This is a genomic window from Elizabethkingia occulta (assembly GCF_002023715.1).
Taxonomy (GTDB): Bacteria; Bacteroidota; Bacteroidia; order Flavobacteriales; family Weeksellaceae; genus Elizabethkingia; species Elizabethkingia occulta.
Window position 1 is genome coordinate 78,625 of record NZ_MAHX01000005.1, and the last position, 13,950, is coordinate 92,574.

Consider the following 13,950-nt stretch of genomic DNA (forward strand, 5'->3'; position numbering starts at 1 on the left):
TATATGAATTTTTTTAAGAAAATTACTATTGCAACTACTATTGCTGCAACATTCAGCAATATGTACTTTGCTCAAAGCCAGGAACATGACTGGAAAGAGGCTACTTCAGCCGGATATACTTATAAATATGTAACGAATGATCCTACTTCAGCAAGGTATTATACACTGAAGAATGGATTAACCGTTATTTTAAGTCCAACTAAAAAAGAACCCCGTATTCAGGCATATATTGCTACAAAAGCTGGTAGTAAAACCGATCCTGCAGATCATACCGGATTAGCTCACTATCTGGAGCATATGCTTTTTAAAGGGACAGATAAATTTGGTACAAAAGACTGGTCTAAGGAAAAACCGCTTTTAGATAAAATAGATGCATTATATGATGAGTATAATAAAACGACAGATGTTGAAAAGCGTAAAACTATTTACAAGCAGATAGACCAGGTATCAGGAGAAGCGGCAAAATTTGCAATTGCTAACGAATACGACAAAATGATGGGTGCTATGGGCGGACAAGGTACTAATGCTTTTACATCTTTTGAACAGACGGTTTATACTGAGGATATCCCTGCTAATGCTATGGATAAATTTTTAGCATTACAGTCTGAGCGTTTCCGTGCTCCGGTATTACGTATTTTCCATACCGAGCTGGAGGCCGTTTATGAAGAGAAGAATCGTGGATTGGATGACGACAGACGTAAAGTTTTTGAAACGATGTTTGCTGGACTTTTCCCAGAGAATAATTATGGTAAACAAACTACCATTGGTACTATCGAACATTTGAAGAATCCTTCTTTAAAAGCAATTCGCGAATATTATAACACCTATTATGTACCTAACAATATGGGGGTTATTATGTCTGGAGATTTTAATCCGGACGAGCTTATAGCTAAAATAGATAAGGCTTTCTCTTATATGCAGACAAAGCAAATCCCTGAATATAATCCTGGAAAGGAAAATCCTATTTCTGCACCTGTGGTAAAAGAAGTATGGGGACCTAATCCGGAGAATATTATGATAGGATTCCGTTTCCCTGGTGCTTCTACTAAAGATGCCCGTTTACTTTCGTTAGTCGGTGAAATGTTGACCAATGGACAAGCCGGACTTATTGATCTGGATCTGATTAAAAAACAAAAACTTCTGGGAGCATCAGCATTTGCATATCCTTTAAAAGATTATTCTGTAATGCTTTTACAAGGGAATCCTGTTGAAGGACAAACTTTGGATCAGGTTAGAGAATTATTGCTTCAGGAAATTAACAAACTTAAAAAAGGAGATTTCCCGGATGATCTAATCCCGTCTATTGTAAATAACGTAAAGAAAAATACAATTCAGGGTGATGAGAGCTACACCTCCCGTGCAGGTAATCTGATGAATGAATTTACATCCGGTGTGGATCATAAATCTACATTGGATTATATCGGTGAGATTTCTGCTCTTACCAAACAGGATATTGTAAATTTTGCCAATAAATATTTTAATGATAATAATTATGTGGCTGTTTACAAGAGAAAAGGTGCAGACAAAAATGTAGTGAAAGTTGAGAAACCACCTATCACTCCGGTAGAAGTTAATCGCGATGCACAATCTCCTTTCCTTATAAAGGTTAATAATATGCCTGAATCTCCTATAAAACCAGTATGGCTGGATTATAACAAAGACATTCAGAAATCTAAATTGGGCGAATTAAATATCCTTTCTGTAAAAAATACAGATAATGACTTATTCCGCCTGCATTATTATTTCGGTGTAGGAAAATGGAATAATAAACTATTGCCTTTAGCAGCAAGTTATCTGGAATTCCTGGGGACTAAAAATAAATCTTCAGAAGATATAAGTAAAGATTTCTATAAGTTGGCAGCCAGTTTCAATGTAAGTGCTGGTAATGAAGAAACCTATATTACATTAGATGGTCTTAATTCAAATTTTGCGCAGACTATAAGTCTTTTTGAAGATCTTCTTAAAAACTGTCAGCCGGATGAAGAAGCTTTACAGGCATTCAAAGCAAGATTGAAAAAAGGAAGACAAAATGCTAAGCAGAATAAAAGTGCTATTATGGCCGGATTAAGAAGTTATGCTCAGTATGGCGCTCAGAATCCATTTAATAATGTATTGACAGATGCTGAATTAGATGCATTGAAAGCTGAGGATCTTGTTGCAATCTTACATGATCTGTTCAACTACAAGCATGAAGTTCTTTATTATGGACCAAAAGCCGGGGCAGAGCTTGTAGCAACATTGAAACCTCTTCATAAGTCTCCGTCTGCATTCAAAAACTTTACTCAGAGTAAAACATTTACTCAAACTACTTCAGATAAGAATAAAGTGCTTTTTGCTGACTATGATATGGTTCAGTCGGAAGTAGCATGGTCCAGAAATTCCGATTTCTATAATGCTAAAGAAGTTCCGACAATTAGCTTATTCAATAATTATTTTGGTGGCGGAATGGGATCAATTGTATTCCAGACAATAAGAGAATCTAAAGCTTTGGCTTACTCTACTTCATCATACTACTCTACTCCTGGTAAAAAAGGAGACAGAGATGTTATTATGGCGTATGTAGGAACGCAGGCAGATAAATTCAATGAGGCAACTGCTGCTATGAATGAATTGCTTACTACACTGCCACAATCTGAAAAACTATTTGTTACGGCTAAAGACGGATTAAAGAAAACATTAGCATCAGAAAGAATCTCTCAGGACGGAATTATTTTCAATTATATCAAAGCTCAGAAATTAGGAAACAATTTTGATATTCGTAAGAATATATATGAGCAAACCCAGACTATGAGTTTTAATGATATTAAAAATTTCCATTCCAAGGAGCTTAGTGGTAAGAATTATACCTATTGTATAGTGGCTAGTGAAAATAAAGTAAAAGAAGAAGATATGAAGAAGCTTGGTGAGTTTAAAAAGCTTACACTTGCTGAAATATTTGGTTATTAATAAGTAAGAGTAAGAGATTTTCGAAAATTATTTTGATAGATTTTATTTATTAAAAAATATTTTATCAATAGAATTTATATTATATCTTTGTATCACAAAATTAGATAATCAATAATTATTAATTAATAAAAAAACAGAAGAATTATGGCATTAGTAGGAAAGAAATTCCCAAATGTAACAGTAGACGCAATCTCCGATATGGGCGATAACTTAAGAATTAATATTCTTGAAGAGGCTGTAAATAAGCAAACTAAAGTATTATTATTCTGGTATCCAAAAGATTTCACTTTTGTATGTCCTACGGAACTTCACGCTTTCCAGGAAGCTACTGAAGAATTTGCAAAAAGAAATACTATGATCATTGGTGCATCTTGTGATACTAACGAAGTTCACTTTGCATGGTTAAATACTCCAAAAGACAATGGTGGTATTGAAGGGGTAACTTATCCAATCTTAGCAGATACACACAGACATCTTTCTTCTATCTTAGGTATTTTAGATCAGGATGTAGACTATGATGATGAAACTGGTGAAGAAGTTTACTCAGGAGGTAATGTTACTTACAGAGCAACTTACTTAATCGATGAAACGGGAAAAATTTTCCACGAAAGTGTAAACGATATGCCATTAGGAAGAAATGTACAAGAGTACATTAGACTAATCGATGCTTATACACACGTACAAAAGCACGGAGAAGTTTGTCCTGCAAACTGGGAAGAAGGTAAAGATGCAATGAATGCAGACAGAAAAGGAGTAGCTGAGTACCTTAGCAAGCACTAATCCGTAAAAATAAAATATAATGTGATAATTGGTTAAGTTAGCTTTTGCTGATTATCACATTTTTTATACCCAAATTTTAACAAAAAAATACAACGATGTTTTTAGAATTAACAGAAGATAAGTTACAAGAAATTATAAACAGCAATGCAAAAGTGATGGTACAATATGGTGCGTCATGGTGTGGTAATTGCAGAATTATGAAGCCTAAATTTAAAAAACTGGCTTCTGAAAATGAAGATGTTCCATTCTACTATGTAGATGCAGAAAAACTTCCTGAATCCAGAAAATTAGCGAATGTAGACAACTTACCTACTTTTGCGGCTTTTGAAGGAGGTCAGTTAAAAAATCAGGTTCAGACGAATAAAGCTGAAGTTTTAAACGAATTGTTCAACGAAATTAAAGCTTAAGACATGAAATTACCAATTATAAGACAGCTATACCAAAACTGTACAGAGGAGCAATTAGATGCTACTCTGGAAGTACTGGAAAAATTCACTGAGTTCAGAGGTGTTTCTGATGAGGATTTAGATGTTACCGGAGAGCTTATTACCAATATTTGCGGAGCACAGGAAGTACACGCACAGGTAAAGGCCGGAGCGTCAGAAAAAGATGCGTTAAATGGTTTTGCCCAGAAAGTAATGGGAAGTATCGACAGATAACCCCGATATCTATATAAAAGCAACCTGAACGGTTGCTTTTTTTATGTCTAAAAATTAACTTTGTATAACTAACTAATAATTTATGAAAAGCATAAGAACTCTGCCAGAAAGAAAAACTATCGCCCTCGTAGCGCATGATCATAAGAAAGATGATTTGGTAAGGTGGGTGCAAAAACATGCAGAGAAATTAACGAAGCATAATCTTATTGCTACCGGAACAACGGGGAAACTTATTGAGGAGCATTTGGGTGTAGAAGTTAAAAGAGTAATGAGTGGTCCGCTGGGAGGAGATCAGCAACTTGGATCTATGATTGCACAGCGTCAGATAGATATTGTAATCTTCTTTTGGGATCCTATGGAAGCACAACCACACGACAGCGATGTAAAAGCCTTTATCAGACTTTGTGTTGTATGGAATACACCAATGGCATGTGATAGTGCTACCGCAGACTTTATACTCTCCTCTCCTTTTATGGAAACTGAATATCAGGCAGAAATACCGGATTATGAAGGTTATTTGAAAAGAAATATTCCAGAAGTATAAGCAGTACTTCAAATAAACAAAATATCATATCAGTTCCTGTCAAAAGTTTTAGGAATTCTGTTGCTGTCCAGTTCTTTATCGAAAATCCAGGATATAATATACCAACGGTTGTTTTCAAAGAAAAGTTGGATGCTATTGATTCCCCTTCTTATGACGGGACCATCTTTTTCTAATTGGGTTTCGTAAGTACTCCATACATGGGCTATATTTCCGAAAATCCTTACTTCCCGGTTAATCTCCTTTTCATAGAAAGCAGTTTCTAAAACCATTTCGTCTGTTTCATGCTGAAATTCTCCGATTGACATAACGACTTGTTCCTGTTTTTCGCCAGATCGATCTGTGAAAGAATAAACTGCTTTAGGATGATGCAGAAACTTGTCTCTTTGCCATTGTCTTTTAGCACCCTTTTCACCAGATACGACTTCGTATGAAGCTTTTATTATTGAGTCAACAGACAGAACATCTGCCATAAAAGAATTGTTTTCTGAACTTGATGGTGAGGACATAATTTGTTTTATTTTTCAACAAAACTAGTGTGCTTTCAGATGCTGGGAAAAGTTATTATTTACCTGCTGTATTTTTTTATTCAGCCGTAAGGTTTTATTATTTAAACTGATTTTAGGTAAGAAAGCCTGGAACAGATATAATCAGAGAAGAGTGAAAATAATCCTGTTATGAGATAGTATTCCTCCGGAATACTCATTTTCTGGGGCATTTGTTTTCTACACAAATTAGGCTCCTCCGGAGCATATTTCTAATTTTTCATACCTTGAATTGATACAGAGCATGTAATGTATTATATAAGTTCCTTTAGGAACTTTATATCTGTAGTAGAGCATATAATTATGAAAATTCACAGCGTTCCGGAGGAACGCTATCTTAATTGCTTTTTCTAACTTTTTGTTTCTAATGCAAAAGTGCTTTGTATCAAAATCAGTTTAAGCGATTCTTGCCTCAAAAATTGTATTGAAAACTATTTGTAGGTAAGGAAAAAGACAATATTTTGATTATTTTTTCTTCTAGGAAAGCTTAACATGATATTAATTTTCTTATCCCGAACCGAGGTTATTTAGAGCAATAATTTCTCTATACTCTTCAGCAGACAGTCTTTGTAGCTTTTTGCAACAGAAATTTTCTGATCATTTATAATCAAATGGTTGTCCTCAAAGTAATCTACATTTCTGAGATTGATGATAAACGAATTATGAACTCTCATAAATTCTTCCGGAAGATTTTCAATAAGGTCTTTTAGCGATTTATAATATACCAGTTTTTTATTGTGTGTTGTAATAATTTCCACATAATTGCCAAGTCCCTTAATGATAGAGATTTCGTCAAAATTTAATTTGATTAACCTTTTTCCGGACTTTATAAAGGTATATTGCTTTTCAGACATATTTTAAATTCTATTCCTATGGTGTTTATAAAGCAGGCACAAACGGAAAGTCTGTGCCTGTATATAGTTTATGATGAATCAGAAGCTAGATAATATTAATCTTCTTTTCTTTTTTCAACCAATATAATATCTCTCCAGGTTCCATCAGGCATCTTGCCTATTTTCTCACGGGTACCAACAACTTTGAAACCACATTTCTGGTGAGTATTCATGCTTGCTTTATTTTCTGGGAAAATACCGGATTGCAAGGTCCAAAAGCCATTTTCCTCGCTTTCGTTAACAAGTCTGCGAAGAAGAAGTGTACCAAGCCCCTGCCCTTTTACAGCATTAGACAGATAAATGCTTACTTCTGCAACACCACTGAAGCAAGGTCTTTTACTTACAGGAGACAAAGCTGCCCATCCTATAACCGTGTTGTTTTCATCAGTTATTACGAGCCTGCAGTTCTCAAAATGATTGATTTTCCAGGCTTCCCAGGTTGGAACATTTTCTTCAAATGTTGCATTATTTCCGTCAATTCCTTCTTTGAAAATATCTAATACCAACTGACCGTCGGTTTCCTGCATGTTTCTGATTTCAAAATTATCCATAATCCAAATTACAATTCTTTTTTCAAAAATTTAGCTGTAAGGCTGTTTTTGTTTTTAATAATCTGTTCAGGAGTTCCTTCTGCAACAATCTTACCACCATGTTTACCCCCTTCCGGTCCTATATCTATAATATGGTCTGCCATTTTTATAACATCCATATTGTGCTCTATAATGATAAAAGAATTACCCATATCCACCAACTGCTCTATTGCATTTAGCAAGACCTTTACATCCTCAAAATGTAGTCCGGTAGTAGGTTCGTCTAATATATAAAGTGTATTTCCGGTTTGTTTTTTAGCCAGTTCTGTAGCTAGCTTTATACGCTGAGCTTCTCCACCCGAAAGTGTTGTAGACTGCTGTCCCAGGGTAATATAACCTAAACCAACATCCTGTAAAGTTTTAACCTTTGCAAAAATTTTAGGTATTGGCTGGAAGAATTCCACTGCCTCATTAATGGTCATGTCCAGTACATCGGAAATAGATTTTCCTTTGTAACGAACCTCCAGTGTTTCTCTGTTGAAGCGCTTCCCGTTGCAGGTTTCACAGTGTACATAAACATCCGGAAGGAAATGCATTTCAATAAGCTTTAATCCTGCCCCCTGACAGGTCTCACATCTTCCACCTTTTACATTAAAAGAGAATCTTCCCGGTTTATAACCACGTATTTTGGCTTCAGGAAGTTCTGCAAACAAGTTCCGTATATCTGTAAATACTCCTGTATAAGTTGCAGGATTAGAACGTGGTGTCCTTCCGATTGGGGACTGATCTACATCTACAATTTTGTCAATATTCTCTATTCCCTCAATACTTTTATATGGTAAAGGTTCCTGTACACTTCTGTAGAAATGTCTGTTAAGAATCGGATACAATGTTCCGTTAATCAGAGAAGATTTTCCGCTTCCGGAGATACCAGTTACCACAACCAGTTGTCCTAATGGTACTTCAAGATTTACATTTTTAAGATTGTTTCCTTTTGCTCCTTTTAAAACAATTGATTTACCATTTCCTTTTCTTCTTTCTGCAGGAATTTCTATTTTTCTTTTACCAGTAATATAGTCAGCCGTTATAGTATCTGCTTTTATCAGTTCATCCGGTTTTCCCTGCCATAGAATCTCTCCACCGAATTTTCCTGCTTTAGGGCCAATATCCAGTACATGATCTGCTTCCAGAATCATATCTTTATCGTGTTCTACCACAATAACGGAGTTACCAATATCTCTAAGATTTTTAAGAGAGTTGATAAGTCTTTCGTTATCACGCTGATGAAGACCGATAGAAGGCTCATCCAGAATATAAAGAACATTTACCAGTTGAGACCCGATTTGCGTTGCCAGACGGATACGTTGAGATTCTCCTCCTGAAAGTGTACGGGTTGCACGGCTAAGGCTTAGGTAATCTAATCCTACATCCAGAAGGAAGCCCAGGCGGCTCTGAATTTCTTTCAGAATTTCGTGGGCAATAATTTTATTCTTTTCAGAGAATTTATCTTTAACCGCTTCCAGCCATTCCTGAAGTTCGGAAAGCGAAAGAGCGCTGACTTCTGAAATATTTTTACCGTCGATTTTAAACTGTAAGCTGGAAGGCTGTAATCTTGCGCCATGGCAGTCCGGACATATTTCATCGGTAGTAAAATGCCTTTCTATTAATGTAGCTTCATAGCTTTCTTTATCTTCTACAACCTGTTCCAGGAAAGGAATAAGACCTTCGAAGTTTATTTTAATCTTCTTACTGATTCCCGCATGCTTAAGATCTTTTACAATGTCCTGATGACAGCCATTGTAGATAAGCTCTAATGCTTCTTCAGGAATTTTATTAAAAGACGTTGATAAATCCAGATCATAAAGCTCTAAAATAGATTTGATCTGAGTAAGAAGCCATTTATTGTTCTTAATATCTTCAAGTGGTAATAAAGCACCCTGATTAATAGAAAGTTTAGGATTTTCTACAAAAAAGTCTGTATTAATCTTCTTTATATTTCCCAGTCCCTTACAGGTTGGGCAACTCCCCTTTGGTGAGTTAAAAGAAAAAGTATTAGGTTCCGGTAAAGGTATTGACTCTCCCGTTACCGCATCCATTAAATTTTTACTGAAGTATCTGAAATTATCTTCTCCAAACTTCTGTATCATTACAATCCCCTCTCCAAGATGTAATGCTGTAAACAGAGACTTCTGAATTCTTGCTTCAGAGGCGGCTTCTCCTATAATCAGGCGGTCCACAACAATTTCTATATCGTGAGTTTTGTATCTGTCCAGCTTTAGGTCGGGTTCTATATCAATTAATTCACCATCTACTCTGGCCTGTAAATATCCTTTTTTGGAATATTGCGCAAAAAGCTCACGATAATGTCCTTTTCTAGATCTTACAACCGGAGATAGTAATAATATTTTTTGACCGCTGTAGCTTTCACGGATTGCCTCCAGAATTTGATCCTCGGAGTAACCAATCATTTTATCTCCGGAATCTGCCGAATAAGCATCCGAAACTCTTGCAAAAAGCAAACGGAGATAATCATACAGTTCGGTAACTGTACCTACTGTAGAACGTGGGTTTTTAGACGTTGTTTTCTGTTCGATAGCAATAACCGGAGATAAACCTTCTATTTTGTCAACATCAGGTCTTTCCAAGCCACCTAAAAATTGTCGGGCATAAGCCGAAAAAGTTTCGATATATCTTCTTTGACCTTCTGCAAATATTGTATCAAAAGCCAGCGATGATTTTCCGCTACCAGAAAGCCCAGTAATAACCACTAATTCGTTACGTGGAATTTTTACGTTAATGTCTTTCAGGTTGTGCTCGCGGGCACCATACACTTCAATGAAATCTGTGTTTTCCATAAGGTTACAAAGATAATGATGATTTGTGAAATTTCAGGAATAGATATGCTTTTAAAAATAAAAATCCCGGCAAGTCCGGGATTTTTTATTTAACTATAGATATGTTACTAATTAACAAATGTATTGTAACTGGAAATAATAGAGTCATAGTAGTTGTCCAGTGTTCTCATATCGCTGTCGGATATTTTTCCGGAACCTTTAGCATCTCTCATCAGTTTTCTAAGATTATCCATATAATTTCCTACATTTTTATTCAGATTATCATAGCTTGTACCTTTGTATTTGCTTTGTGAATCACTGGTTTCAAATTTAAGTGCCTTATTGGCCTCCCATAATTTGTTTACTTCATCATAAGCTTTCTGACTTTCAGCTTCGTTATACTTTCCATCTGTATACTGCTTATTGAAGGCTTCATAAGAATTGTCGATACTGTTAAGCATTGACTTGGAAGAGAGGATATATTTTTTCAGCGGATGATCTTTTAGTGTAATCTCCTCAGCAGCATCAGCAGCAGGTTTTATTTTAACCAGAATTCTTTCGGCAGCATCAACAAAATCTTTTGCCGTGGCTTCTATTTCTGTCTGAATTTTTTTTGCTTTAGATCCTTTGTCATCTTTATAGTCTTCAGCAGACATATAAGACTTTAATTCTTCATACTTACTTTTAATAGAAGCACTAGTCTCATTAAAAATTTTAAAATCTTTTTCGATATCTCCTTTTACTTTACCAAATCCTGCTGGTACAGATTCTATCTTATCCATTGCACTTTCGAATGACGGAGACACCATAGACATAATTAATACATCTCCGCCACTGGATTTTTTCACAGCATCATTAGCGTATTTTATAATACTTTCTATGCTACTTGTACGGCTTTTATACTGCTTGAGAAACTTATTGTTAAAGTCTATTACAGCATTAGCATCATCCTCTTTTACTTCAACCGTACTATTTTTAGTGCCTGTAGCATCTTTTTTACAACTTGTCATAAATAAAGGTAATGCAGCTAAAACAGCTATGGTTATGGTCTTTTTCATAATGGAATTTGTTTTGTGAGAGCCAATCTACAAAAAAACTTGGTCAAAATAAAATTTACAGGGATAAAGAAAAATGAAAATAAAATAAAAAAGTTGTAACCTTTTTGTTGTTTCATACGTATATATAATTGTAGCCCATAATTCGTGGGTGAGTATTTATACTATGAGACAACTTAAAATTACCAAGCAGGTTACCAACAGGGAAACTGCATCGTTGGACAAGTACCTTCAGGAAATCGGAAAAGTAGAATTGATTACAGCTGATGAAGAGGTAGATTTAGCACAGAAAATTCGCGCAGGAGACAGAGTAGCTTTAGAAAAATTAATTAAAGCTAACCTTCGTTTCGTGGTTTCTGTATCTAAGCAATACCAGAATCAGGGACTTTCTCTTCCCGATTTGATTAACGAAGGAAATCTTGGTTTAATGAAAGCTGCGAAACGTTATGACGAGACCAGAGGGTTTAAGTTTATTTCCTACGCGGTATGGTGGATTCGTCAGTCTATTCTTCAGGCTTTGGCAGAACAGTCCAGAATTGTTCGTCTTCCTTTAAACAAGATTGGTTCTATTAATAAAATTAATAAAGCCTACGCTCACTTGGAGCAGGAAAATGAAAGACCGCCTTCACCAGAAGAATTGGCAGAAGTATTGGATATGAGTGAAGAGGATATTAAAGAATCCATGAAGAACTCAGGTCGTCACCTTTCTATGGATGCTCCATTAGTTGAAGGTGAAGATTCTAACCTTTACGACGTTCTTCGCTCAGGTGAATCTCCTTCTCCGGATAAAGATTTGATGCTTGAATCTCTACAGATTGAAATAGAAAGAGCACTGAATACTTTAACGCCAAGAGAAGCTGATTTAGTAAGATTGTACTTCGGGTTAAACGGAAAACATCCTATGACTCTTGAAGAGATCGGAGAAACATTTGATCTGACCAGAGAACGTGTGCGTCAGATTAAAGAAAAAGCTATTAAGAGATTAAAGCATAACAGCAGAAGTAAAATTCTTAAATCTTATTTAGGAAAGTAATTCTGACTGAAACAATGACAAGATTGTAAATTTAATATGGGACAAAGTTTTTAATAAGCTTTGTCCTCTTTTTTATCTAAGAATATAAATAAGTAAAAAGTAAAAATGAAAAACAAACTAATTGCTCCGTCGGTACTTTCGGCAGACTTCGGAAATCTGCAGAGAGATATTGAAATGATTAACAATAGCGAGGCAGACTGGTTTCATGTGGATGTTATGGACGGACGTTTTGTACCTAACATTTCTTTTGGCTTTCCTGTAATGAAGGCTATTAAAAAACATGCTAAGAAGTTTATCGATGTGCATTTAATGATTGTAGAGCCTGAAAAGTATGTAGAAGAGTTTGTAAAAGAAGGTGCAGATTTGGTTACTGTTCATTATGAGGCTTGTACTCACCTGCACAGAGTAATTCACCAGATTAAAGATTTAGGCGCAAAAGCTGGTGTAGTACTAAATCCTGCTACTCCGGTGTCTGTTTTAGAAGATACTATTAGAGATGTAGACTTAGTACTTTTAATGAGTGTAAATCCTGGTTTCGGAGGACAGAAATTTATAGAAAATACTTATAAAAAGATCCATCAGACAAAAGCATTGATTGGGAAATACAATTCTAATGCTTTAATTGAAATTGATGGCGGTGTAAACCAGCATAATGCAGCTCAGCTTTTTGAAGCCGGAGCTGATGTACTTGTCGCCGGAAATGCTGTATTCTCGGCGGAGAACCCTTCAGCCATGATTGAAGAACTGAAGAAGTAACTTTTGACAGTATAAATGTGTCTTTATGACATAAAAAAACCGGAAGAGAATATTTTTTCCGGTTTTTTCATTAATTTAAAGATTACCAGTCGTTGCTTACGAAGTTTCCGTTAACATCGAAGCTTAACTTGATATTAGTTGTAAGTTTAACAAAGTAGCCTTTAACATTTTTGTTAATGTACATAATGTCCTTAGAAGGATAATTTGTTTTTACATAAGAAGAAATATTTGCAGGTACTGCAGCTGCGGGAACTGCTTTTACTTTACTATCAATTGTTACCCAATCTCCGTTTGTATCAAAATCTAGTCTGCTACCATCAGCTAATTCAACTGCATAGAAAAACTTGTTATCCCCCAAATCAGCCCTTCTTACTTCTTTAACCTGAACATCTGCATACGATGTTCTGATAAGCGCCTGAGCCTTTGCAGGTAAATCAGTTGATTTTACTTCCTGAGTCTCAATTGCAATATCTCCACCATCATTGCAGGAAATAAATGCTGTACTTAGGGTAAAAACGCTTAAAAGGGTCAAAAATACTTTTTTCATAATTCTAATTTTAATGCTTTTTTATACAGATATAACATTATTTAATGCTTTTTATTGTGCAGAATATTGAAAGTGAGCAAAAATAAACGATAAAAAAATAAAGAAATAAAAAAAAACGACCTCATAATGAGATCGTTATTTTATTTTTTCTGAAAGAAATTAATTAGAAAATTTCTCTTCCAGCAAAATGGAAAGAAGCTTCTATTAAAGCATTCTCATCAGAATCTGATCCGTGTACTGCATTTTCACCAACTGATCTTGCAAACATTTTTCTGATTGTTCCTTCAGCAGCTTCAGCAGGGTTTGTAGCACCGATAAGTTTTCTGAAGTCTTCTACAGCGTTTTCTTTTTCAAGAACAGCAGCAACGATAGGCCCAGAAGACATGAAGTCTACTAATTCTCCGTAAAAAGGTCTTTCTGCGTGTACTTCATAGAATTTTTTGGCATCAGCAACAGTAAGTTGAGTTAACTTCATTGCTTTGATCTTAAATCCTGCTTCTGTAATTTTTCCTAAAATTGCTCCGATGTGACCGTCTGCTACTGCATCCGGCTTAATCATCGTAAAGGTAATTTGTCCTGACATTGTGTATTAAATTTTACAGGGCAAAAATACAAAAATCATTTATTTTTTGGCGAATAAAATTCTGTTAGGGAAAGAATAATAAATTTTTTGAAAATTATTTTTTTATTGGCACAAATTTTGTTAATTTGTACTCGATTCTCATGTTTAATTTGAGTTTTCATGGTTATTAGTTTTTACCCTGGCTTCGGCCAGGGTTTTTGTTTTTATAAGGCATTAAAAAAGAGCCTTTTAAAGGCTCTCTCTTATTA

Annotated in this window: 14 protein-coding genes; 7 read left to right on the forward strand and 7 right to left on the reverse strand. The window is 35.3% G+C overall.

Annotated features, from left to right (window positions below; translation table 11 throughout):
• Positions 1-3: 3 nt before the first annotated feature.
• The 5 genes from BAZ10_RS02540 (at position 4) to BAZ10_RS02560 (ending at position 4,929) form a co-directional block, all read left to right on the forward strand.
• Positions 4-2,946, forward strand: coding sequence for a M16 family metallopeptidase (locus BAZ10_RS02540; RefSeq protein ID WP_078770715.1), 2,943 nt, complete (start codon positions 4-6; stop codon positions 2,944-2,946).
• 144 nt (positions 2,947-3,090) lie between these two features.
• Positions 3,091-3,726 carry a peroxiredoxin gene (locus BAZ10_RS02545; RefSeq protein WP_078770716.1) on the forward strand — a complete coding sequence of 212 codons (636 nt, stop codon included), beginning with the start codon at positions 3,091-3,093 and terminating at the stop codon, positions 3,724-3,726.
• Between the two features lie 95 nt (positions 3,727-3,821).
• Positions 3,822-4,133 carry a thioredoxin family protein gene (locus BAZ10_RS02550; RefSeq protein ID WP_034867070.1) on the forward strand — a complete coding sequence of 104 codons (312 nt, stop codon included), beginning with the start codon at positions 3,822-3,824 and terminating at the stop codon, positions 4,131-4,133.
• Between the two features lie 3 nt (positions 4,134-4,136).
• A complete protein-coding gene (locus tag BAZ10_RS02555; RefSeq protein ID WP_078770717.1) occupies positions 4,137-4,385 on the forward strand; it encodes a DUF6952 family protein in 249 nt (82 codons plus the stop codon).
• An 82-nt stretch (positions 4,386-4,467) separates the two neighbouring features.
• Positions 4,468-4,929, forward strand: a complete 462-nt coding sequence (locus BAZ10_RS02560; RefSeq protein WP_078770718.1) for a methylglyoxal synthase — start codon at positions 4,468-4,470, stop codon at positions 4,927-4,929.
• A 29-nt stretch (positions 4,930-4,958) separates the two neighbouring features.
• On the opposite strand, the gene BAZ10_RS02565 is transcribed toward BAZ10_RS02560, so the two are convergent.
• From BAZ10_RS02565 to BAZ10_RS02585, 5 genes are all read right to left on the reverse strand, one after another.
• Entirely contained in the window at positions 4,959-5,435 is a 477-nt protein-coding gene (locus BAZ10_RS02565; protein ID WP_078770719.1) for a hypothetical protein, read from the reverse strand.
• A 563-nt stretch (positions 5,436-5,998) separates the two neighbouring features.
• A complete protein-coding gene (locus tag BAZ10_RS02570) occupies positions 5,999-6,325 on the reverse strand; it encodes a LytR/AlgR family response regulator transcription factor (protein WP_078770720.1) in 327 nt (108 codons plus the stop codon).
• A gap of 95 nt (positions 6,326-6,420) precedes the next feature.
• Positions 6,421-6,915 carry a GNAT family N-acetyltransferase gene (locus tag BAZ10_RS02575; RefSeq protein WP_078770721.1) on the reverse strand — a complete coding sequence of 165 codons (495 nt, stop codon included), beginning with the start codon at positions 6,913-6,915 and terminating at the stop codon, positions 6,421-6,423.
• 8 nt (positions 6,916-6,923) lie between these two features.
• Positions 6,924-9,749 carry an excinuclease ABC subunit UvrA gene (gene uvrA / locus BAZ10_RS02580; protein ID WP_078770722.1) on the reverse strand — a complete coding sequence of 942 codons (2,826 nt, stop codon included), beginning with the start codon at positions 9,747-9,749 and terminating at the stop codon, positions 6,924-6,926.
• Between the two features lie 107 nt (positions 9,750-9,856).
• A complete protein-coding gene (locus tag BAZ10_RS02585) occupies positions 9,857-10,786 on the reverse strand; it encodes a DUF6845 domain-containing protein (protein ID WP_078770723.1) in 930 nt (309 codons plus the stop codon).
• Positions 10,787-10,949: 163 nt separating this feature from the next.
• Here BAZ10_RS02585 and BAZ10_RS02590 point away from each other — a divergent pair, with 163 nt between their 5' ends.
• Positions 10,950-11,816, forward strand: coding sequence for a sigma-70 family RNA polymerase sigma factor (locus tag BAZ10_RS02590; RefSeq protein ID WP_009088483.1), 867 nt, complete (start codon positions 10,950-10,952; stop codon positions 11,814-11,816).
• 105 nt (positions 11,817-11,921) lie between these two features.
• Positions 11,922-12,572, forward strand: a complete 651-nt coding sequence (rpe, locus tag BAZ10_RS02595; RefSeq protein ID WP_078770724.1) for a ribulose-phosphate 3-epimerase — start codon at positions 11,922-11,924, stop codon at positions 12,570-12,572.
• Between the two features lie 82 nt (positions 12,573-12,654).
• Here rpe and BAZ10_RS02600 read toward each other — a convergent pair whose 3' ends face one another.
• A complete protein-coding gene (locus tag BAZ10_RS02600) occupies positions 12,655-13,119 on the reverse strand; it encodes a PepSY-like domain-containing protein (protein WP_078770725.1) in 465 nt (154 codons plus the stop codon).
• A gap of 163 nt (positions 13,120-13,282) precedes the next feature.
• Positions 13,283-13,702: a nucleoside-diphosphate kinase gene (locus BAZ10_RS02605; RefSeq protein WP_009088489.1), complete on the reverse strand. Its 420-nt coding sequence runs from the start codon at positions 13,700-13,702 to the stop codon at positions 13,283-13,285.
• Between the last annotated feature and the right edge of the window lie 248 nt (positions 13,703-13,950).